The organism is Nonlabens sp. (assembly GCF_018401815.1).
In the GTDB taxonomy this organism is placed as follows: domain Bacteria; phylum Bacteroidota; class Bacteroidia; order Flavobacteriales; family Flavobacteriaceae; genus Nonlabens.
On the sequence record NZ_JAGYKG010000003.1, the window covers coordinates 31,902 to 56,251 of the forward strand.

Sequence of the window (24,350 nt, forward strand, 5' to 3'; positions counted from 1 at the left end):
TAGGATCTTTATTGTATTAGATATGTTGAGGTATTTTTTTTACTATATTTGAGTAAATGAATTTATCTTGAAAACACTACTTTATTTATTCTTATTTATAAATGTAATTTTTACCTCTGCTCAGGAGCTTCCACCGATTCATAATTATGAGCCATCCTTATATCTTGCTGGTAATCAAAACTGGATGGTATCAGAGTCCGAGGACCATTTTATCTATGTAGCTAATAACAAGGGGTTGCTAGAATACAATGGATCTCAATGGACGTTGTATACCACTCCTAATGAGAGCATAATGAGGTCTGTAAAGGCTCAAGGGGATCGCATTTATACAGGTTGTTATATGGATTTTGGGTATTGGATAAGAGATGACAGCGGTATATTGAATTACACTTCCATCATTGAAAAGACAAACTTCCAATTACAAGAAGATGAGCAGTTTTGGAATATAATTGTTAAGAAGGATTATGTTCTTTTTCAATCTCGTTCTCATATTTACTTTTTTGATATCGAATCAGGTGATATTGCTCCAATCGCTGAACAAACGGAGATCAATAAGTTTTTTCATGTAGGAGACACTTATTATTATCACGTATTAGGAGAAGGCTTATTTCAGGTAGTTAATAAAAAGGCAGAGTTAAAAGGTGCTTCCGACTTCTTCCTGGAACAGACCATCATTTTAATGTTTGAACACGACTCTAAAGTATACCTTCTTACTCAAGATGCGGCTATATACCAATATAACGACGGTGAGGTGGATCTTGTGGGCACTTGTGATTTAGATCAAAAAATAACAGTTTATAGCGCGTCTTTGTTGAGTGACAACAACCTCTTATTAGGGACCATTGCCAATGGGGTGATCTCAATGGATCTCAATGGAAAAGTAAATTATACCTTCAATCAAGGCGATGGATTGGCAAATAATACGTGTTTATATGTTTTCGAAGATAGTGCTAAAAACGTGTGGTTGGCATTAGACAATGGAATCAGTTCTATAAGTATAGATTCCCCTTACCAGGTGTACAATGACAAAGACGGAAATCTGGGTACTGTTTATGCCTCTTATCAAAGTGATGACATTTTATACTTGGGAACCAATCAAGGATTGTTTTACAAGAAGTCGGGTCAGGATAAATTTTCGTTTATAGAAGGAACAGAAGGCCAAGTATGGTCGATCAGTGAGCATCAAGGTGTTGTTTTTTGCAATCACCATTTAGGTGTTTTTGTACTAAGTGAATCTAAAGCGCGACGACTTAAAAATACTATTGGGACTTGGCAATTGTATTCGGTTCCGAATGCCCCCGACTTGGTAGTAGCCGGAACCTATAAAGGTCTTCAAATATTAAATAATAGTTCAGGAGAATGGGAATTTCGGAATAAGATTGAGGGTTTCGATATTAGTTCAAAAGATATTATTGTGCGCGATAATGTTGTTTACGTCAACCATGAATATAAAGGAGTCTTTAAAATTTTACTTAATAAGGAATTTACTAAACTAGTAGCATATGAAAAAATAGCAGTATTGGGGAAGGGCATAGGTTCTGATATCATGGATTTCAAGGGAAAGATCTTTTATTCTAAAAGAGACGCTATCTATATAAAATCCTCTGATAATGGTGAATTTGTAAAAGATAATGAGTTGAGTAAGATTGTCGCTGGTGATCAATATACTTCTGGAACTTTTATTAAAAATGATGGGTATTTATGGCTGTTCAACAAGAGTAAGATGTATAAGATCAGCATAGAAGATATCAATGGTAAGTACAATGTAGAGAGTATTCCACTAGGTCATGAACTGAGAAGAGAAAAAATTGGTTATGAAAATTTAACTAAAGTAGGTCCAAATAATTTCCTGATCGGCACCTCTTATGGCTATACAACGCTCAATCAAAATCGGAAGAACAACCTTTCGCATAAAGTATACATCAATAATTTATATCGCTTGGATAAAAGTATACCAACTAGCCTAAGTTTAAAAAATCCGTCAGAAGTACCTCATAAAAATAATCATTTACAAATTTCCTATTCCTCCCCTTTTTTTAAAACCTTAAGTGTTGTAGAATATCAATACAGGCTTCTGGGGGAGAACCAAGAATGGAGTACATGGAGTAAAGTGAATAGCACAGAGTTGAAAAATTTATCCTACGGAGCATACACATTTGAGGTCCGTTCTAGAGTAAATACCCTAATATCTGATAATGTTGACGCCGTTAGCTTTACCATTGCACGGCCTTATTACGCAACTAATACCGCTATAGCTTTTTATATTTTCGTCGTAGTGCTCATTATTTTACTACTTAATGGATTTTACATTTGGTATTTCAAAAAGCAAAAACAGATAGCGCTTCAAAAGCAGCAAAAGGAATTAGAGTTAAAAAGCCTGACTAATGAAAAGAATCTAGTAGAGTTGCGTAATGAAAAATTAAAAAGTGACATCGAACATCGAAATAGAGAACTTGCTATATCGACAATGGCGATGATTAAGAAAAATGAAACTCTTAATGAACTAAAGGTGGAGCTGGATAACTTACCCAAGACTGTAGCGTCTAAATCTTTAAAAAAGATGTTGGATAAAAATTTAAACAGCAGGCAAGATTGGCTCACTTTTGAAGAAGCATTTAATAATGCGGACAAAGATTTTTTCAAAAAAATTAAGGAATTGCACCCTTCACTTTCTTCTGGAGATTTAAGATTATGTGTGTATTTAAGACTTAATTTATCCTCAAAAGAGATCGCTCCACTCTTAAATATTTCCCCTCGTAGTGTGGAGATAAAACGATATCGTTTGCGTAAAAAACTAGCGCTTTCACGCGATGATAGCTTAACTAGTTACATTGTTGAGATTTAATTCTTTGTTATTTTGTTTTAAATAACACAACATAGCTACATCAATATTTGAGATCAGCCATAAGTTTTTTTAAATATAAAATTATAAACACTTATTATTAAGGTTTTTATAATTTTATTGGAAGATCATGACAGAATTATATATATTTATATGGATGTATATTTTTTGTTGTGTTTGAATTTGATTGTTCAAGTTTTCCAGAATATATATTTAAAAAATTAAAATCAGTGCGATTAAATACATTTAAAAAGCAATCGTTTTAATCAATCCTTAATTAACAACCTATCTATACCTCTTTATATATGAAGAATCTTTTATTAAGTATTTCGTTGATCTTTTTTGCATTTTTTGGTTTTTCACAAAATCAAAAAGTTACTGTTTTAGAAGACATGAATGGTCATACCCTAATGGTGGACGGCAAGCCTTTTATTATTAACGGTATGAACTGGGATTACGTTCCTATTGGTGAAAATTACTCTTATGATTTTTGGGCAAAATCAGACGACTTTATTAAAGCAGCACTCGACTCAGAAATGGGTTTATTGAAGAATATGGGAGTTAACACCATTCGTGTATATACAGGTATGCAGCCTAAATGGGTATCCTATATCCATGAAAATTATGGTATTTACACCATGATCAACCATTCCTTTGGGCGGTACGGTCTTACTTTAGATGGTACTTATGTTTCCAACACAGAATATGCCGATCCAAGAGCCCAAGCATTGCTTTTAAAAGAAGCGACTAATTTAGTCAAGGATTTTAAGGATACACCCGGCCTATTGATGTTTATGCTAGGTAATGAGAATAATTACGGTTTGTCATGGGGAGGTGCTGAAACCGAAGATATACCTATTGAAACCGAAGGAACAGTGATCACTAGGGCTCGAGCCATGTATAAACTGATGAATGAAGCAGTCGTTGAGATGAAAAAGATCAACAGTGACCATCCTATTGCTATTTGTAATGGAGATTTATTGTATTTGAACTTAGTTGCCGAGTATTTGACGGATATGGATATTTATGCCACTAATATGTATAGAGGTGTTTCTTTTACTGATGCCTTTGATCGCGTTAAAAATGAATTAGGTAAGCCTTTGATGTTTTCAGAATTTGGCTCTGATGCTTTTAATGCGTTAAATAATAAAGAGGATCAAAAAATGCAAGCGTACTATATGGTGAATAATTGGAAGGAAATTTACCAAAATGCGGCCGGTCTCGGTAAAGCTGAAAACACTATTGGGGGTTTTACATTTCAATTTAGTGATGGCTGGTGGAAGAAAGGCCAAACCAAGGATTTGGACATTCATAATTCAGAAGCAAGTTGGTTGAGTGGAGGCTATTCTCTTGATACTGATGGGGTATCTAAAAATATGAATGAGGAGTGGTTTGGTATTTGCGCTAAAGGTCCTTCTAATGAAAGAGGTTTATATGATCTCTATCCACGAGCAGCTTACTATGCCTTAAAGGAAGTGCATCAATTGAACCCGTATGCTGGAAATAAAACCTTAGATGTGATAACCAATTATTTTGAAAAAATCCAGTTGATGGATGCAGTACTTAGGGCAAGAGGAGATAAAGCGGCTTTAGATGGTGGTAGCAACAATAAAATACGTTTAAGCAACCTTCGAGCAGAATTTACCACTTTTAATACCGGAGGCAGTCTTATTACTACCCCTGAAAATGCAGATCCAGACAACTCTGTGTATCCTAATCAACTAGGTTTTGATCGTATGGAATCTTATTTTGTGGGAGTTGAAGGGAATCCATCAGCTAATATGAGGGCCGAAGTGAATTTTAACATCCTGGGTAATGTTGCAGAGAATCCCATTGACGAAATATTTTATGAAAACAGGGGGCGTCCTCAACAAGTAGAAACCCCAGACGGGATTGTACAATTAAGAGATGTGAATAGGGTACAAGTGTACAATGCTTCTTATGAATGGAACACGAAAGATTTTGATGTTAGAGGTTTTTATAGAACAGGTCATTACCACTGGGGTTATGAAGGAGATTTCTTTGGTTTATATCCAGAGACCAATTACGGACCTAATTTAGATATTTATGGTGGAGAAACATTAGGACTAGAAGTTGACGGAAAAAATGAATTTTCCGGATTAAAGGCCGCTTTTGGACCTCAATTGTGGTGGGGGGCTAATCCAACAGCACTTATTAAATACTCTCGAAGTATTCATAATTTCAATATTACGGGAATATATCATAGAGACTTACAAACAGAAATTCAACTGGACGAAAATGGAGTGCGTATTTTAGATCAAAATCAGGTGCGTAGTGGTATTATTCCAGCTTTTCCTATGGAAAGAGCTACTCTTGTAGTAGAAAGAGACTTGGGTAAATTTGGATTTACCTTAGGTGGTATTTGGGGTGGAAGCCCACTAAATGGAACCAGTTATCAGGATGTTACAGGAGTAGAAGGTAATTATACTGTTTTTAATGATAAGGTGAAGTCAAGCGATAACTGGGGAGGAAAAGCTAAAATGACCTATGAAGGTGGAAAAGTGAATGCTTACCTGCAAGGAGGGGTAATGGGTCTTGTCGCTAATGGCGGCGCAGATGCAACACAAACCTTTACTGGCTGGAAATTAAAAGATAACGGCAGTGGTAACCAATCTAATTTTTTAGCTGGTATGACTTATACTATGGGCGATTTACAAATTGCACCAAACTTTTTGTGGCAAAAGCCGCTGGTAGACCCTATGCCTAATAATGTAGGTGCACCAGGAAGATTAAGAAACTTTATTGATGATCCATTTGCTGTTAGAGCAAATAGAGAAACTACTGCGGGTGAAATTTTGTTTACCTACGACCCTACACCTGGAACTTGGATGTATCAATGGGACAATGATCGTGCTGAAGACGCCGAATTTGCTATGAGTGCTGGTTTTGTATACCGTCATTTACCTACTACTCAGGATGCAGCTATCGGTTTTGGAGCGGATCGTAATTTCCTCAGATTTCCTAACTCTGCTCCAGCTCTAGATTTATATGAGGCACATACGCGTATCGTTTCCAAACTAAGTCCTGAATTGGGAATTATCGGTAACTTCTACTACGGTAACGGTCAAGGTAATGGAGATAGTACTAGAGAAATAAAGCGTTTTGGTGGTGATATAAGAGCTATTTACAAAACAATTAAAGCCACTGCACAAGTCAAAGTTAATGACTGGGGGCCATTTGACTATTACAGAGATTTTAACATCACATTCCCTATGCAATTAATGCTGGATGTTTCTACTACCTTAGGTAAGCCAGACTGGTTTATTTTACCTAGTACTACGGTGGGTCTTAGAGGGACATGGAGATCTCTTGATGCTAATTCAGGAGGAAGGTTTGCACCAAATGCAACTGCTGAATTTGCAAGTGAGCCTATCATTAGTCCAGTGGGATTTCCTAATGGAACGGAGTGGGAAATAAGAACCTATGTTCATATCAATATAGGTAACTAAACACATGAGCAATGAAAAATAGAAAACCTACTTATTTTAAGGACTTAAGCCTTATATTTTTAATACTAGGTTTAATTGTTAGTTGTGAGCGAGATCTATCAGAGGATTCTGTTGTAGCTACTTTTCCTAATACAGGTGAGGTTTTTACAGATAATCCTATCAATCTTACTGACGAATTTTTCATTTCTTTTGATCCAGCTCAAGGTGCTAATACTGAAGGTTTCGGTATTGATAATAATGTGGCTTACGCCGGTACTAGCTCTATACGTATAGATGTTCCCGCTCCTAATGACCCTAACGGAAGCTATATAGGAGGTATTTTTAAAGATCGTTCCGGCGGTCGTAACCTTACAGGCTACGATGCATTAACGTTTTGGGCAAAGGGATCTTTAACAGCAACAGTTGGTCTAGTAGGTTTTGGTACTGATTTTGTAGATGATAAATATGCAGTAGGTTTAGAAAATATTCAACTTTCTACTGATTGGAGGAAGTACACGATTCCAATTCCAAATGCCTCAAGACTTCTTCAAGAAAAGGGAATGTTTATTTTTTCTGCTGGTACACAAAGTACTAACGGTTTGGGGTATACGCTATGGATCGATGAGCTTAAATTTGAAACTTTGGGAACCATTGCACAACCACTTCCTGTAATTTTGGATGGGGAAGACTTAGTGCAACAATCCTTTACAGGCTCATCTATCAGGATTTCTGGATTAACACAAACTTTTAATATAGCATCAGGTGAGAATGTAACTGTTCAAGCAGCTCCTTCGTATTTTGATTTTGTATCCTCTGATACAAGTGTCGCTGCCGTTAATGAACTAGGCATAGTTTCTGTTGTTGGTTCTGGTACGGCGTTTATTACGGCTACTATCAGTAGTGTTTTAGCTAGTGGTTCCTTAGAAGTAACTTCTACTGGCGCTTTACCTGCGGCGCCTATCCCAACATTGCCTTCCTCTAATGTTACATCTATATTTTGTGACGAGTATACTAATGCAACCAGTAGTAATTTTGAGCCAGGATTTGGTGGATCTACCACTCAAGCTGCGGTGGTAACTGCAAATAATGACTCTGTGTTAATTTACTCCAATAACAATTTCACAGGTATTATTTTTGATAATACAGTAGATGCATCTGCTTTGTCGTTTATGCATGTGGATGTATATGCGCAGCAAGCAGGTGTTCAAGTTGAATTTCAAATTAGAGATATTGGTGCTAATGGAGTGATTAACACCAATATTTTTACAGGACAACCTGAAGGCGATGATGCAGATTACAGATTCACCACAGGAAATTTAACTGTCAACGGTTGGAATTCTTTCGATATTCCATTGACGGGTGGCATTCTTAATCAGAAAAATAATCTAGGCGCAATTATTTTGGCAGGGGGACCCAATTTTATCTTGGATAATATATACTTCTATACTCCATAGAAGGGTTAATAATCACTATCAAATAAGAGATCTATGGACAGCATATTTAGAAAAATAATGATAAAATTAATTGGTAAATCATTGGTAGTACTTACCTTGTTGATGCTTACTAGTTGTGACCCTAATGAAGCACAACGAGTTGCTAGTTTTGATAACTTAGTGATGCAGGATGAATTTGACATAGAGGGCACACTTGATAGCAATTTATGGACTTTTGATTTAGGTAAAGGACCAGGTAATGATGGCTGGGGCAATAATGAGCTTCAATACTACACTGACAGAACTGAAAATGTGACCGTCGAAAATGGTTATTTATTAATCACAGCTAAGGAAGAAGCTTTCAATGGTGCTAACTATACATCAGCTAGAATCAAAACTGAAGGTCTTTTTGAGCAAGCGTATGGGAGGTTTGAGGCTCGTATAAAAGTTCCGTACGGAAAGGGTTACTGGCCTGCATTTTGGTTATTAGGAAATGACTGTGGACAAAATATTTGGCCGCAATGTGGAGAAATTGATATTATGGAATATTTAGGAAATATGCCCACTACTGTTTTTGGTAGTGCTCATGGACCAGGGTATGCTGCAGGAGATGCAATTTCAAAAAAATATGTCTTAGAAAATGACAGGTTTGATACTGGATTTCATGTATTTGGGATGGAGTGGGCTCCAGATTACATCAACTATTATGTTGACGATGTGCTTTATCAACAAATCACCAAACAAAATGTATTGGAGGAAACCAATGGTGAAGGTCAGTGGGTTTTTGATCATCCATTTTATATCATACTTAACGTGGCTATAGGTGGTAACTTACCAGGTTCACCAAATACAGAAACTGTTTTTCCACAAACGATGATCGTAGACTACGTAAGAGTATACCAAAAATAACACAGTCAAAGAGCCTTAGCAGCCCTTTTATTTCAATTTGAAATAAGAATAGCTAGTGTTTATTGGACTTTAATATATATTAAAATGATAAAAACATTAAAATGTTTTAAATCAATAGCCCTACTTTTTATAAGTATGGCTTTATGGAGTTGCAATGAGGACGATATTGTTGTTGCTGATGACCTGTACGCAAGATTTACGCAAACTATTAATCAACGTACAGGAACGGTTACATTTATAAACACTTCTACTAACGCAAGTACCTATGCATGGGATTTTGGAGATGGAACCTCTTCCTCAGTAATTAACCCTGTTAAAACTTATAGCACAGGAGGGTCATACGTTGTGGTGCTCCAAGTCAGTAATGATAACGGTGCAACAGCTCGTTTTGAAGACACCCTACAAATTGACGAATTGTTTGACGGTGGACTGTTGATTAACGGGGACTTTGAAAACGGAGTTCATCCTTGGATCCAAGGCGTGGATGAAAATAATCCTGCACCAGTGGTTTCGGTTGCAGGTAATACATATTACCAAGTAAACATAAGCAATCCTAATTCTAACCAGCCGTTTCTAGTGAATTTAAGCCAAAAAGTAGAAATTACCCAAGGAATGACGTACCTGCTAACTTTTGACGCCTGGTCAGATCGCAATAGAACGATCATAGCAGGAATAGGATTAAGTGGTGGAACTTTTGCTAATAACAGTCAGACAGTTGCTATTACTGATACTCAACAGCAATATCAATTAACTTTAATAGCTTCCAATTTTGGAGCTACAGATGCTCGAGTGTTATTTGATTCTAATGGAGAAGCTGGATTGGTAACTATTGATAATGTAAGCCTAACGCAAGAATAAAAATGCATCAAATAAACTAGATAATTAAGAAAATTAAGGAACCCAATTAAAAAAATGATTATTACGCTATACAAGTTTCGTTAATGCTGTTGAACCCTCGTACTGGTTTATTAATAAATATTACAAGCTAAACGTCTCTTGTGTTTTTAAATTTTAAAATAAAAAAGGAACAAAAATGAAAATTAGTAAAAGAACTTTTTATAAAATGTCATTAACACTCGGTGTAGTGTTCATGACAACAGTAAGTTGTGAAAGAGATTTATCAGATGATGCTGTACTAGCAGGCTTTTCAAAAACAGGAGAGATTTACACGGACACCTTTGTCAGTATGGGAAGTGATTTCTATTTGCCTTTTGCAGGTTCAAAACCAGATGCATTTTCTGTGGATAGTCAAGTAGGTTATCAAAGTAATTCTTCTATACGTATAGACGTACCTAACGCAGTGGATCCTACTGGGAATTATGCTGGAGCAATTTTTCGTGTGGACGGTGCAGGAAGAGACTTGTCAGGATTTAATGCGCTGACATTTTGGGTAAAAGCTTCTCGAGGAGTTAGTGTAGATGCATTTGGTTTTGGTCAAGACTTTTTTGGAGACAAATATCAAGTTACTGCAAATAATGTAAATGTAGGAACGAATTGGTCCAAAGTGATCATACCTATTCCAGATCCTTCAAAATTAGTAGAGGAACGCGGTGCCTTTTGGTATGCTATGGGAACTCAAGGTACTGGAGGGTCGGGTTATATCGTTTGGATGGATGATATCAAATTTGAAAACTTAGCCACTGTGGCACAACCTAGACCTGCTATTTCTAATGGGGAGGATGCCTCTACCAGCTCTTTTATAGGGGTTAATTTAAAGGTTACGGGTTTAATACAAACATTTAACTTAGCTTCTGGATTAGAACAAGTGATCACAGTTGCGCCAAGTTATTATGATTTTACAGCATCTGATCCTAGCGTAGCCGCTGTCGATCCATTTGGAAATATCGCGGTATCGGCTGCAGGAACTTCTGTGATTACGGCTACCCTTGCGGGGAACGATGCCGCAGGTTCGTTAACAATTAATTCACAAGGTAACTTTCAGTTGCCACCCGCACCTACGAGAGATCCAAATAATGTTATTTCTATTTTTAGTGATGCGTACACCAATGTTCCTGTAGACTATTATAATGGATTCTGGCTTCCTGGTTCTTCCACTGGATCAGCCGATTTTTCAGTGAATGGGGATAATATTTTGAATTATACGAATTTTAATTATGTTGGTACTCAAACGTCTAATCCACTAGTAGATGCCTCAAGTATGACGATGGTGCACTTTGACCTGTATATTCCGGGACCAGTTCCAAATAACTTTGACTTTTTGATATCTATAGAAGATTGGGGTCCTAACGGGGTCGATAATGGGGGAGATGATTCTAGACAACAAATATTTGTACGTCGCAATCAAGTAGTCGCAGACACCTGGGTGAGCATCGATGCTCCTTTAACTCTTGTTAATAGGGATAATATAGGACTTATTATCTATGAAAACATTAATTTTTCTTCATTGAGAAATTTTTATCTCGATAATGTCTATTACTACAACTAGTCGTTAACTATGTCAAATTCAACAAAAATAATGAACCTTACACTTCAAATGATACATACTAAATTTATACTCCGTTTGGGGATTTTCGTTGCTTCTGTAATGCTTACCCTAAGTTGTTCTCCTGATGATAAACAACAAGTTACAACAAAAAATAATCTTGTATGGCAAGATGAATTTAATATAGATGGTGCTCCTGATCCATTGATATGGGGAGCTGATATAGGAAACGGTGAGGCCGAAGGAATACCTGGATGGGGAAATGAAGAACGTCAGTACTACACCGACCGTCCAGAAAATGTGGTGGTTGAAAATGGAGTGCTTAAAATTACGGCCCTTAAAGAATCCTTTCAAGGTGCTGATTACACATCGGCTAGAATTCTTACAAAAGGGAAGTACCAAAAAAAATACGGTCGTTTTGAAGCTAGAATAAAGTTGCCTTGGGGACAAGGATTGTGGCCAGCGTTTTGGTTGTTAGGGGATGATAACAACGGGGCTCAGTCATGGCCGCAAATAGGGGAGATAGACATTATGGAGTATAGAGGTCAGGAACCAACCATAGTGCATGGCAGCATGCATGGTCCTGGTTATTCAGGAGGTCAAGCAATAACTAAACAATATGACCTAGTTACCGATAGATTAGACACCAATTTTCATGTTTATGGAATAGAATGGGGTCCAGGATACGTAAATTATTATATAGACGACGTGCTTTATAATCAAATTACCCCTGATGATGTTACTGGAAATTGGGTGTTTGATGATAATGAGTTTTACATCATCATGAACGTTGCTGTTGGAGGTACGTTTGTCGGTGCTCCTGGGTTAAATACGGTTTATCCACAAACCATGCATGTAGACTATGTGCGCGTGTATGAGTAATTTTTAACCTATAAATTAATTTGAATTAAAATAAACATAGCTGTTGCGCTTTCGCGAAAGCGAAACAGCTATCCCTCCTTTGAACTCCTTTTAATATAAAGTCCCTAAAAAGACCTATAGAAAAAACTATAAATTGACCAATGAATAAAAATTTTACCTACCTAGGAAACCAAAAAGCTGCTTTTGATCAAAGTAAGGTAAAGGGTGACCTTGTTGATTTTGAAAACGAAAAATATTACAAAATAACTAACCACGATGCTATGCGCCCATTTTTTATGAGTATAGTAAGTGATTCCAATCACTGGATGTTTGTATCTAGCAATGGGGGACTAACTGCAGGACGCAAAAATAGCGATGCAGCTCTTTTTCCTTATTACACGGATGATAAGATTACAGAGTCCAACGATATTACGGGTAGTAAAACTATCATAAGAGTTCATAATGAGAATCGAGACCTCCTTTGGGAGCCTTTTTCAAATCGATACTCGGGTATTTATAAAATTACACGCAATCTGTATAAAAATGCCTATGGCAACAAGCTGGTTTTTGAGGAGATCAACCACGACTTCAACCTTACCTACAGATATCATTGGAATTCAAGCGATAGGTATGGATTTATCAAAAAATCTGAATTGATCAATCTGGGTTCTGATTCTTTAAAATTGACGGTTTTGGATGGTTTACAAAACATACTGCCAGCAAACGTAGGGGAAGACCTGCAAAAAGCCTCAAGTAATCTTGTAGACGCCTACAAAAGATCAGAACTACAACAAGTAACAGGTATTGGGATTATTGCTCTAAGTGCAGTTATAGTAGATAAAGCAGAGCCCAGTGAGGCACTTAAAGCTAATATAGCCTGGTCGTTGGGGCTTGATAATCCTACTTACTTGTTGTCAAGCTTGCAATTAGAAAACTTTAGAAAAGGAATAGCAGTAAAGCAAGAGACTGATATTAAGGCAGAAAAAGGAGCGTATTTTACCGTTTCTGATGTACAACTCCCTGCGGCAGAAACTAAAGTATGGTACACTGTAGCAGATGTCAATCAAAATATTGTTTCTATAAACGATATCTCCAACCAGATTCAGAAAGATGCACATCTTATTGAAAAAATTCAAAAAGACATCGAATTAGGTTCTCAAAAACTAGTAGCCCTTGTTGCCTCATCAGACGGATTGCAATTAACAGCAGATCCGTTAACCAACAACCGCCATTTTGCAAATACCATGTTCAATATCATGCGCGGGGGGATTTTTGATCACAACTATGTTATTGAAAAGCAAGACTTCTTAGAATATCTAGAAGCTGCAAATGTGGAGGTGTTTGAAAATACTCAAGAGTTACTGCTAGAGCTTCCATCAGATTTTAATCTAGATGTTTTAAATCAAATAGCCTATTCTCAGAATCATCTAGATTTTAAAAGGTTAGTAATAGAGTACTTACCTTTAAAGTTTAGTAGAAGACATGGTGATCCTAGCCGTCCTTGGAATAAATTTTCTATCAATACCCGCAGTGAAATTGATGGTTCTAAAATATTAGACTATGAAGGAAACTGGCGGGATATTTTCCAAAATTGGGAAGCTTTATCTCATTCTTATCCAGAGTTTATAGATGGAATGATCCATAAATTTTTAAACGCAACAACATTTGATGGTTATAATCCATATCGAGTTACAAAAGGTGGATTTGATTGGGAAGTTATAGAAGAGGATGATCCGTGGTCCTATATCGGTTATTGGGGAGATCACCAGATCATTTATTTGCTTAAATTCTTAGAATTTATTCAAGATGTTTACCCGGGGAAACTAGCTGCTTTTCTAAATGAAGACCTCTTTGTCTATGCAAATGTTCCTTATAAAATTAAGGAATATGTAGATATTTTAAATGATCCTAAAGACACTATTGATTTTGATTACCGGTTACAAGAAGTTATAGAGGAAAGAAGAGAACTATTGGGTGCAGATGGTTCGTTATTAAGAGACTCATCGGGATCCATTTATAAAGTGAATCTAATAGAAAAGCTATTAGCTACTATTCTTGCTAAAGTGTCTAATTTGATACCAGAAGCTGGAATATGGTTAAATACTCAAAGGCCAGAATGGAATGATGCTAATAATGCGCTAGTAGGTAATGGTGTTTCTATGGTAACGCTGTATTATTTACGACGTTTCTTAAATTACTTTAAAGACTTTGTAGAGGAGGCAGATATTAAGTCTTCTGCTATTTCCAAAGATTTGGAGGTGTTTTACACAGCGGTCACTACTACTTTAAAAAATCATCAAGGGGTACTAAATGGGTCTCTTAACAATACCCAACGTAGAGCTATTCTTGATGGCCTCTCCCAGCCAGCGAGCGATTATAGAAAAAACATCTATGATCACAATTTTTCTGGTGAGAAACAACATGTTTCAAAGGATAGTTTACTTGAATTTATAGAAATTACGTTAAGATATTTAGATCATAGTATCGATGCCAATAAGCGTAAAGATGGAATGTATCATGCTTATAATTTGATGACTGTCGAGGATAATGGTGATGTGAGTATTTCTAATTTATCAGAAATGTTAGAAGGTCAAGTGGCAGTCTTAAGCTCTGGGTATTTAAAATCAGAACAGGCTTTAGAGGTCATGAACGCCTTAAAATCTAGTGCCTTATTCAGAGAAGATCAATACAGCTATATCCTATACCCAAATAAAGACTTACCAGGATTTGAAGAAAAGAACATCATTCCTAAAGAGCTGGTTTCAAAGTCTGAATTATTACAACAACTGCTCCAAGATAATAACCAACAAGTCATTGTTCAAGATCTGACAGGAGCCTATCATTTCAATTCGAACTTCAATAATGTAAACAGCCTTAAAAAAGCCTTAAAGCAACTAGCTAAAGGACGTTATAACAGCCTTGTCAACAAGGAACAAAAACAGCTGGAAAAGACTTTTGAAGCTGTTTTTAACCATAAAGCATTTACGGGGAGATCTGGAACATTCTTTGGTTTTGAAGGATTAGGTTCCATATACTGGCATATGGTTTCAAAGCTATTGCTTGCTGTACAAGAATGTAGTTTAAAAGCAGTTAATGATGGTGAAAGCAGTGCGTTAATAGGCGAGATGTTTGATCATTACTACGAGATACAGGCAGGGATAGGTGCCCATAAATCACCTGAATTATATGGAGCGGTCCCTACAGATCCCTATTCACATACACCGGCAACAAAAGGCGCTCAACAGCCAGGTATGACCGGACAGGTAAAAGAAGATATTTTGAGCCGTTTTGGGGAGTTAGGTGTCGTTGTTTCTGATGGTGTTCTTGCTTTTAAACCTAGTTTGTTGCGACAACAAGAGTTTCTAGCAGAAGATGACGTTTTCAATTATATAGATGTGAATCAAAAAGAACAGGCCATTGCCGTAAGTCAAGGATCTCTGGCATTTACCTATTGCCAGGTTCCAGTGATCTATACGAATTCTCATCAACAAAGTATACAAGTGGTACATAAAGATGGTACAGAAAAAACCTTTGAGGAATTAAAATTGGATAAAACAACCAGTGAAAGTTTGTTTCGACGTACAGCAGAGATCAATCATATCATTGTAAAGCTAATCAAATAGGCTATGGAATCATAGATCATGTATTAATTCGCTTTCGCGAAAGCGAAAATTAAAACTAACCCAATGAACATCAATCGCAGTTTTAAAATAGGAATAGTAGTAGGACACTTATTTATTCTAGCAAGTTGCGGTTATCAACCAAAAGAACAGGAAGAAGTGAAGCAGAAGAAAGAAATGAATGCAGCAGATATTTTGGGTAACCCAGATTATCAAGCTATTTCTTATGGGGGTTATAGAGGGATTTCTAGAGAAGAGCAACCTACAATTGCCCAGCTTAAGGAAGATATTAGAATCATGGCAGCCATGGGGATAAAAATCTTGCGCACGTATAACGTACAACCTCATCTACCACATGCTTCCAATGTTCTCGCTGCGATACAGGAGCTTAAGAAGGAAGATTCAAATTTTGAAATGTACGTCATGCTTGGAGCATGGATAGATTGTAAAAATGCTTGGACTGGAATAGAACCAGATCACCACCTAGAGAGTGAGGCAAATGCTGGAGAGATAGCTAGAGCAGTGGCCTTAGCCTCTGCATATCCTGATATTGTGAAAGTAATCGCTGTAGGTAATGAAGCTATGGTGAAATGGGCCGCCAGTTATTATGTGCAGCCTGCTGTTATTTTAAAATGGGTCAACCATTTGCAGGGGTTGAAGAAAAAAGGCAAGCTCTCTAAAGATTTATGGATTACGAGTTCAGATAATTTTGCCTCTTGGGGGGGTGGTGATTATATTTATCATACACCAGACTTGACAAAACTATTAAAAGCGGTTGATTATGTTTCTTTGCACACCTATCCTATGCATGATACCCACTATAATGCTGTATTCTGGGGAACGTTAAGCTTTGAAAAAAGCTTGACAACTCATGAAAAAATGGATACCGCTATGCGACGCGCAAGAGATTATGCAAAATCACAATACAGAAGTGTTGTGGAATATATGAAGGTATTAGGTGTTGATAAGCCTGTTCACATAGGCGAAACCGGTTGGGCTTCGGTGTCAAATGGTCATTATGGGCCAGATGGTTCTAGAGCTACAGATGAATACAAAAGCGCCAAATTCTATCATTTGATGAGAGAATGGACTAATCAAGAAGGGATTTCTTGTTTTTATTTTGAGGCCTTTGATGAGCGATGGAAAGATGCTGCTAATGCACTGGGATCTGAAAATCACTTCGGGCTTTTTACCCTTGATGGTAAAGCAAAATATGCCTTATGGAATAGGGTTGATGACCAAACTTTTAAAGGGTTAACTAGAGGGGGTAAGCCCATTACTAAAACCTACAATGGAGATAAAGAGGAATTGATGAAAGACGTCTTATTACCACCTTTCAAATAAAATAACTGGAGAAGATTGATGAAGAAGGATAAAATACCACGAAATGAAATATAGTAAATATGGAACAATTTGTTTATTCACCTTTCTTATGTTAAGTTGTAAAGAGAAAAGTGAAAAGCCTGTAGAAAAGAAAAAACTTGTTGTTGAAGTTTACGAGACTTCTGCGTCTGGTAATCATCTAACTAAAGTGATGCCTTTTGAAGTACAGGACAGCACTACGGTAATTACGATTAATGAAGCAATAACCTATCAAACTATTACTGGATTTGGTGGGGCATTTACAGAGTCCTCTGCCTATTTACTCAATCGATTGAGTAAAAAAAACAGGGATACCATCATTAACGCTTATTTTTCTCGAGAGGGAGCAAATTACTCGCTTACGCGCACCCACATGAATTCTTGTGATTTTTCTTTATCGCAATATTCCTATTCCCCAGTGGAAGACGATGTGACCCTAGAACACTTTAGTATAGAAGAGGATAGAGATGATTTAATTCCGATGATTAAGGACGCTATGGCAGCATCTGAAGATGGTTTTAATCTATTTGCCTCCCCATGGACCGCAGCACCATGGATGAAGGATAATAAGGATTGGGTAGGGGGTAAGTTATTGCCTAAATATTATGATACTTGGGCACTTTTCTTTTCAAAATATGTGGATGCTTATGAAGCAGAAGGCATTCCTATATGGGGGTTTACGGTAGAAAATGAGCCGCACGGAAATGGGAACAACTGGGAAAGTATGCATTATACTCCCAAGGAAATGACCGATTTTGTTCAGTTTCATTTAGGACCTAAGTTAGAGGCTGACGGGCATGGGGATAAAGTTATTTTAGGTTATGATCAAAACAGAGCAGGTATTAAAGAATGGGTTGATGAAATGTATAGAGATGAGGCATCTTCTAAGTATTTTGACGGTACTGCCATTCACTGGTATGAAAGCACCTATGATTACTTTCCTGAATATTTACAATACGCACATCATAAAGCGCCAGATAAATACTTGATCGAGACAGAAGGTTGTGTAGATTCAGAAGTGCCGGCTTGGAAAGACGATCAGTGGTATTGGTCTAAAGAAGCTACCGATTGGGGCTGGGACTGGGCGCGTGAAGAAGAAAAGTATTTGCACCCAAAATATGCACCTGTAAACCGCTATGCGCGCGACATCATTGGGTGTATGAACAACTGGGTAGATGGATGGGTGGACTGGAATATGGTTTTAGACCGACAAGGTGGGCCTAACTGGTTTAAAAATTGGTGTGTTGCACCAGTAATTGTAGATCCAGATCAGGATGAGGTGTATTTCACTCCTCTTTATTATACCATGGCACATTTTAGTAAATACATTCGTCCAGGCGCTCAAGTTATTGATGTAGCATATACAGACAATGACCTTATGGTGACCGCTGCAAAGAATTTGGACGGCAGTATTGCCTTTGTTATTTTTAATGAAGGTATGAAGGATAAAAATTATGAATTGCGCTTTCGCGAAAGCGTGATCAACATTCATTTAGGCCCACAGAGCTTACAAACCGTTATTATACCAACTAAAAACTAAATATTATGTCCAGTACTACTCATAAAGTCCATTTTGGCCAAAAAGTTGCTTTCGGTCTAGGAATGCTGGCCAACCAGATGTTCCCCGCGGCACTAGGTATTTTTATGGTGGTTTTAGTTCAGAATCTCGGTTTTCCTACTTGGATGTGGGGGGTGTTATTTTTCCTTCCCCGAGTATTTGATTCCATTACCGATCCAATTATGGGGTTTATTTCAGACAATACAAAATCAGTTTGGGGTAGACGCAGGCAATACGTTTTTATAGGAGCGGTGATGATGGGGATTTCATTTAGTCTGATGTGGCAACTTTACGAAGTAGACTCCTTAAGTTATAACTTTATTTATTTCTTGATATGGTCTCTAGTTTTCTATTTAGGTCTCACCATATTCAGTGTTCCCTACGTAGCTATGGGTTATGAAATGAGTGATAATTTTCATGAGCGCACAGACATTATGGCGGTTGCACAATGGATAGGGCAATGGGCTTGGGTAATAGCTCCTTGGTTTTGGGTGATCATGTATGACCCTTCGTGGTTTGAGAATGGTGCTGTTGCTACTAGAACTATAGCTATTTGGGTGGGTGTTATTTGTGCTATTTTAGCCATGGTTCCGGCCCTTTTTATTAAAAGTACCTCTACTTTAAAGGATGATAGTTTAACTCCACTAACTATAAAGACAATAGGAGGCAGTGTTCAACAAATTATCAATAATTTTAAAGAAGCCTTTAAGATTGAAGATTTTAAAAAACTTTGTTTTTCGACATTCTTAATTTTTAACGCTTTTAATACAGTTGCAGGATTCTCATTTTTTATCGTAGTTTATTATTTGTTTAATGGAGATACAGCTGCAGCTGGTATTTGGCCTACATTGTTAGGAAGTATAGGGGCATTGGTAACTACCTTTTTGGTCATACCTGCCGTTGCAAAAATGTCCAAAATTTTAGGTAAGAAGAATGCCTTTTTATGGTCACAAGGGATATCAGTAGTGGGTTATGTGATGCTTTGGTTTTTATTTGTTCCAGGTAAACCTTACCTGTTTTTATTTGCACTACCTTTCTTTTCCTTTGGTATAGGAAGTCTATTTACTCTTATGATGTCAATGACTTCAGATGTAATTGATATAGATGAATTAAATACGGGAAAACGAAGAGAAGGTGTTTTTGGGGCTATTTATTGGTGGATGGTCAAATTTGGTTTTGCCATAGCAGGACTTTTAACCGGTGTTATTATGTCAATGGTGGGATTTGTACCAGACGCCGTTAACTCTGAAGCTGCTATTACAGGAATACGATTGTTTTACTCAGGTTTGCCAATAGCAGGTACACTAGGTGCCATGTGGATCATGCGCAATTACGATCTGACCGAGGAACGATCTTTAGAAATTAGTGCAGCGCTAGCCCTTAGAAAAAAACCCGTAACCAAACCGGTAAGTTCTTCTTATTACGAATTAAATAAGTTACAATCATTGGGTTCTTTTGAAGAAACATCTAAGTATCCAACTGATGTCAATATGGATGTGACGCTTACAGAATTATCCGAACATTTTAAAGTAACTTTAGAGGAGGGATTACATGGTATTTGTTTTAGTCCTTACAGGGAAGGTCAGGATGTACGGGATACGTTAACAGGTACCCAAATAGATCATAGAATGGAGGTAATTGCGCCATATACAAAGTGGATTCGATCCTTTTCTACCACCAAAGGAAATGAACTTATTCCGTTATCAGCGCGTTCTAAAGGTATAAAAACTTTAGTAGGTGCCTGGATAAGTGCCGATAAAGCTCAAAATGATTTAGAAATTCAAAATCTTATTGAGCAGGCTAAAAAAGGAATGGTAGATATCGCAGTGGTAGGTAACGAAGTTTTATTAAGAGAAGAACTCACTTTAGACGAGCTGCTATTTTATGTAAGAAAAGTGAAAACCGCTGTTCCCGATATTCAGGTGGGTTATGTGGATGCCTACTACCAATTTGTAGAAAACCCTCAGTTGGTAGAGGAATGTGATGTGATTTTAGCCAACTGTTATCCTTTCTGGGAAGGTTGTGATATAGATAACGCAACAGCATACCTCAATGAAATGCATAACATTGTCAGTAGAGTAGCAAAAGGAAAATCTGTCATCATTACAGAAACAGGCTGGCCAAATCAAGGTGATGATAATCAAAATGCAACTCCTTCAAAAATAAATGCCATGAAATATTTTGTAAATGTAACCAATTGGGCAAAAGATAAAGGAGTCGAAACGTTTTACTTCTCATCCTTTGACGAGTCCTGGAAAGTACGACAAGAAGGAGAAGTAGGAGCCCGATGGGGATTATGGGATAAAAATGAAAATTTAAAATATTAATTATGTCATTTAGAAACGAAGAATATCATCCGTATCAAGAATATCAAAAGCATCATGAACCGGACCCTGCAGATAGCTCAGGGATTGACTTTAAAGCGTATAACTCTTTAGAGGATTTGGAGAAGTTATGGAAAGATACTTTAAATACAGGTATACACGGGATTTGTTTTAGTATGTATGAAGATGGGCAGCAGCCTGGAGATCATATAACTATGGAACAAGTAGAACGACGTATAGGAATATTGAAGCCTTATACCAAATGGGTGCGATCCTTCTCTTGTATAGAGGGAAATGAATATGTACCTCAAGTAGCTCATAATAAAGGTCTTAAAACTCTTGTAGGCGCCTGGTTAAGCAATGATCTTGACAAAAATGAATTAGAGATTGAAGCCTTGATAGATCTAGGTAAAAAAGGTTTTGTGGATATAGCAGCAGTTGGTAATGAAGTGCTTTATCGCAATGACCTTTCTATTGAACAGTTATTAAAATACATCAAAAGAGTTAAAAAAGCCCTGCCAAATACTCCAGTGGGTTATGTGGATGCTTATTATGAGTTTGTAGTGCATCAGGAACTAGTTCAACATTCTGATGTGATTTTAACCAATTGTTACCCCTATTGGGAAGGAACACATATAGATTATTCCTTAGGTCATATGAACGATATGTTCCATCAAGTACTTAGTGTCAGCCAAGGTAAGAGAGTGATCATCACCGAAACAGGCTGGCCTAGTCAAGGGGAGAGTTTAAGAGAAGCACATTCATCAGCTATAAATGCTATGAAGTACTTTATAAACGCACAACGTTGGTCAAGTCAAAACGATATTGACCTATTCTATTTTTCTTCATTTGATGAGTCTTGGAAAAAAGGAGCTGAGGGTGAAGTAGGGGCCTATTGGGGCCTTTGGGATAAATTAGAACAATTAAAATTTTAAGAAATCACGAGTTACACTCCTTGATATTTATTAGATAATGATTCATTAGTGCATAGTGCAAGATGGAAGTGATCACCTTCATTGCAATGAGATGTTCAGCAATTTATAACAGGTAGCGTATCACTTTCGCGAAAGCAACCAGCAACTTGCTCCATACAGATTTTCCTTATTACTTACTAAGCTTACTATTATTAAAAATCCATATTATTTAACCGCCCTGATTCTTTGCATTTTGGTGATCTCTATCACCTCATGTAAAGATGTGATTACCTCTGATGCATTCTTTGAGAAAGATGCTACACATCTCGTTCAGGATGCCTTAGACAAAAAAGTTGATTCCGTTCTAAATTTGATGACTTTAGAAGAGAAAATTGGTCAAATGAACCAATATAACGGGTTTATGGACTTTACAGGTCCAGTTCCAAAATCTGAAGATATCAAGCGTAAATTGGAACACATTAAGTTGGGGTATGTGGGCGCTATGTTAAATGTGCGTGGGGTGAAGGAAGTAAGGGCTGTTCAAAAAATTGCGGTAGAGCAATCTCGTTTAGGAATCCCTTTGATGTTTGGCTTTGATGTGATTCATGGTTATGAAACCATGAGTCCTATTCCGCTCGCAGAGGCGGCAAGTTGGGACTTAAAGGCAATACAAGAGTCAGCTCGATTAGCAGCAAAGGAAGCTTCCGCAGCTGGAATCAATTGGACATTTGCACCTATGGTAGATATCTCTAGAGATGCTCGCTGGGGAAGAGTTATGGAGGGAGCTGGAGAAGATCCATTTCTTTCTAGTGAAATTGCTGTCGCTCGAATTCAAGGTTTTCAAGGAACCGATTTAACAAGTCAAGAATCCATTCTAGCCTGTGCCAAACATTTTGCGGCATACGGTTTTCCAGAAGCAGGAAGAGAATACAATAACGCTGATATTGGAACATCTACATTGTACAACACGGTCTTGCCTCCGTTTAAAGCATCAAATGATGCAGGTGTCAGAACCTTCATGAATAGTTTTAACCAATTAAATGGAATACCTGCAACTGCAAATAAGTTTTTACTAAGAGATATTTTAAAAGAACAATGGGGTTTTAAAGGCTTTGTAGTTTCAGATTGGGGCTCAGTAGCAGAATTAATACCTCATGGGTACGCCCAAGATGGTAAAGCTGCTGCAAAGGTAGCGGTTAATGCCGGTACAGATATGGATATGGAATCCCACCTTTACGTCCATGAATTGGCAAATCTTGTAAAAGAAGGACTCGTAGATAAGTCTGTAATTGATGATGCTGTTAGACGCATTTTAAAGGTAAAATTTGAATTGGGATTATTTGATAATCCTTATAAATATTGTGACCTAGAGAGAGAAAATAGAGTGACGGGAAGCAAAGAGATTATTGATGGGGCATTAGACATGGCTTTAAAATCTATAGTACTTCTGAAAAACGAAAACCAGCTGTTGCCTTTAGATAAAAATGGTAAAAATGTTGTTCTAATAGGAGCACTTGCTTCTGATAAAAACAGTGCGTTAGGAAATTGGAGAGCGGCTGCCAAAGAACATACTGGGATCAGCATTCTTGAGGGAATGCAACAGTATGATGCAGATATAGTATATTCTAAAGGACCTGAATTAATACTAGGCAAGGCCGAATTTACAAAAGAGATTCGTATCAATAATACAGATATTACTGGAATCTCTGAAGCCGTTAAGGCAGCAAAGGATGCAGACATAGTGGTAATGGTTTTAGGGGAACACGGCCTCCAAAGTGGTGAAGGCCGCAGTAGAACTCAATTAACCTTACCAGGGGTACAACAAGAGTTGTTGGAGAACGTATATGAGGTGAATAAAAATATAGTTTTAGTGCTCCAAAATGGAAGACCTCTATCCCTGCCTTGGGCTGAAGAACATATACCTTCAATAATAGAAGCGTGGCAGTTAGGTTCTCAAAGTGGTAATGCGGTAGCAAAGGTCCTTTATGGAGATTACAATCCCTCTGGTAAATTACCGATGTCTTTTCCTAGAAATGTTGGTCAAGTCCCTATTTATTATAACAGTAAAAGTACGGGAAGACCTAGTTTGCCTTCTCCAGATTTTGTGTTTTGGTCACATTATCAAGATGAAAAAAATGATGCCTTATGGGGTTTTGGTCACGGTTTAAGTTATACAGCATTTGAGTATGCTGATTTACGGGTTATAGACAACTTTAGCTCTAACGGAACTTTGGAGGTTACTGTAAATTTGAAAAATTCTGGTAAGGTAAAGGGCAAAGAAGTTGTTCAATTATACATCAGTGATAAATTTTCAAGTGCTGCTACTAGGCCTGTCAAAGAGTTAAAAGGGTTTGAGCTTGTCGAATTAGAGACTAATGCTTCTACGTGCATCAAGTTCCTACTAGATCAAAGTCACTTGGGCTTTTACGACAATGAAGGAAACTGGTTGATAGAAAATGGAAGTTTTGATATTTGGGTAGGAGGCAGCTCTGAAGCAGCTCTTAAAGCAACTATAGAATTAACCGCGCTGGAGTAAACATTAAAGCCCTATAAATCTTAACGTACTAGACAATAAAAGATGAAGTACAATTAAGATAATTACTACCTTTACTGTATTGATTGAATTCCAAACACG

13 protein-coding genes are annotated in these 24,350 nt (G+C 37.2%); all 13 read left to right on the forward strand.

Annotated features, from left to right (window positions below; genetic code table 11):
* Positions 1-67 precede the first annotated feature (67 nt).
* The 13 genes from KG732_RS06850 to bglX all read left to right on the forward strand — a co-directional run bounded on the left by KG732_RS06850 (position 68) and on the right by bglX (position 24,251).
* Positions 68-2,845: a triple tyrosine motif-containing protein gene (locus KG732_RS06850; RefSeq protein ID WP_213521813.1), complete on the forward strand. Its 2,778-nt coding sequence runs from the start codon at positions 68-70 to the stop codon at positions 2,843-2,845.
* 302 nt (positions 2,846-3,147) lie between these two features.
* Complete coding sequence (locus KG732_RS06855; protein ID WP_213521815.1) at positions 3,148-6,312, forward strand: arabinogalactan endo-1,4-beta-galactosidase; 3,165 nt, start codon at positions 3,148-3,150, stop codon at positions 6,310-6,312.
* An 11-nt stretch (positions 6,313-6,323) separates the two neighbouring features.
* The gene (locus tag KG732_RS06860; protein ID WP_213521817.1) at positions 6,324-7,745 is read left to right on the forward strand and encodes a glycosyl hydrolase family 16; all 1,422 of its coding nucleotides are present in this window, start codon (positions 6,324-6,326) and stop codon (positions 7,743-7,745) included.
* Positions 7,746-7,802: 57 nt separating this feature from the next.
* The gene (locus KG732_RS06865; protein ID WP_300980371.1) at positions 7,803-8,633 is read left to right on the forward strand and encodes a glycoside hydrolase family 16 protein; all 831 of its coding nucleotides are present in this window, start codon (positions 7,803-7,805) and stop codon (positions 8,631-8,633) included.
* A gap of 84 nt (positions 8,634-8,717) precedes the next feature.
* The gene (locus tag KG732_RS06870; protein WP_213521821.1) at positions 8,718-9,491 is read left to right on the forward strand and encodes a PKD domain-containing protein; all 774 of its coding nucleotides are present in this window, start codon (positions 8,718-8,720) and stop codon (positions 9,489-9,491) included.
* A 175-nt stretch (positions 9,492-9,666) separates the two neighbouring features.
* Positions 9,667-11,079, forward strand: a complete 1,413-nt coding sequence (locus tag KG732_RS06875) for a glycosyl hydrolase family 16 (protein WP_300980372.1) — start codon at positions 9,667-9,669, stop codon at positions 11,077-11,079.
* Positions 11,080-11,109: 30 nt separating this feature from the next.
* The gene (locus KG732_RS06880) at positions 11,110-11,958 is read left to right on the forward strand and encodes a glycoside hydrolase family 16 protein (RefSeq protein ID WP_292889194.1); all 849 of its coding nucleotides are present in this window, start codon (positions 11,110-11,112) and stop codon (positions 11,956-11,958) included.
* 140 nt (positions 11,959-12,098) lie between these two features.
* Positions 12,099-15,560, forward strand: coding sequence for a hypothetical protein (locus KG732_RS06885; RefSeq protein WP_213521828.1), 3,462 nt, complete (start codon positions 12,099-12,101; stop codon positions 15,558-15,560).
* 174 nt (positions 15,561-15,734) lie between these two features.
* Positions 15,735-16,901, forward strand: a complete 1,167-nt coding sequence (locus tag KG732_RS06890; RefSeq protein WP_292889204.1) for a glycosyl hydrolase family 17 protein — start codon at positions 15,735-15,737, stop codon at positions 16,899-16,901.
* Positions 16,902-16,989: 88 nt separating this feature from the next.
* The gene (locus KG732_RS06895) at positions 16,990-18,459 is read left to right on the forward strand and encodes a glycoside hydrolase family 30 protein (RefSeq protein ID WP_300980397.1); all 1,470 of its coding nucleotides are present in this window, start codon (positions 16,990-16,992) and stop codon (positions 18,457-18,459) included.
* Between the two features lie 5 nt (positions 18,460-18,464).
* A complete protein-coding gene (locus KG732_RS06900) occupies positions 18,465-20,804 on the forward strand; it encodes an MFS transporter (protein WP_213521834.1) in 2,340 nt (779 codons plus the stop codon).
* Between the two features lie 2 nt (positions 20,805-20,806).
* Complete coding sequence (locus KG732_RS06905; protein WP_213521836.1) at positions 20,807-21,736, forward strand: glycosyl hydrolase family 17 protein; 930 nt, start codon at positions 20,807-20,809, stop codon at positions 21,734-21,736.
* A gap of 235 nt (positions 21,737-21,971) precedes the next feature.
* Positions 21,972-24,251, forward strand: a complete 2,280-nt coding sequence (gene bglX / locus KG732_RS06910) for a beta-glucosidase BglX (protein WP_367271491.1) — start codon at positions 21,972-21,974, stop codon at positions 24,249-24,251.
* The last annotated feature ends 99 nt before the right edge of the window (positions 24,252-24,350 follow it).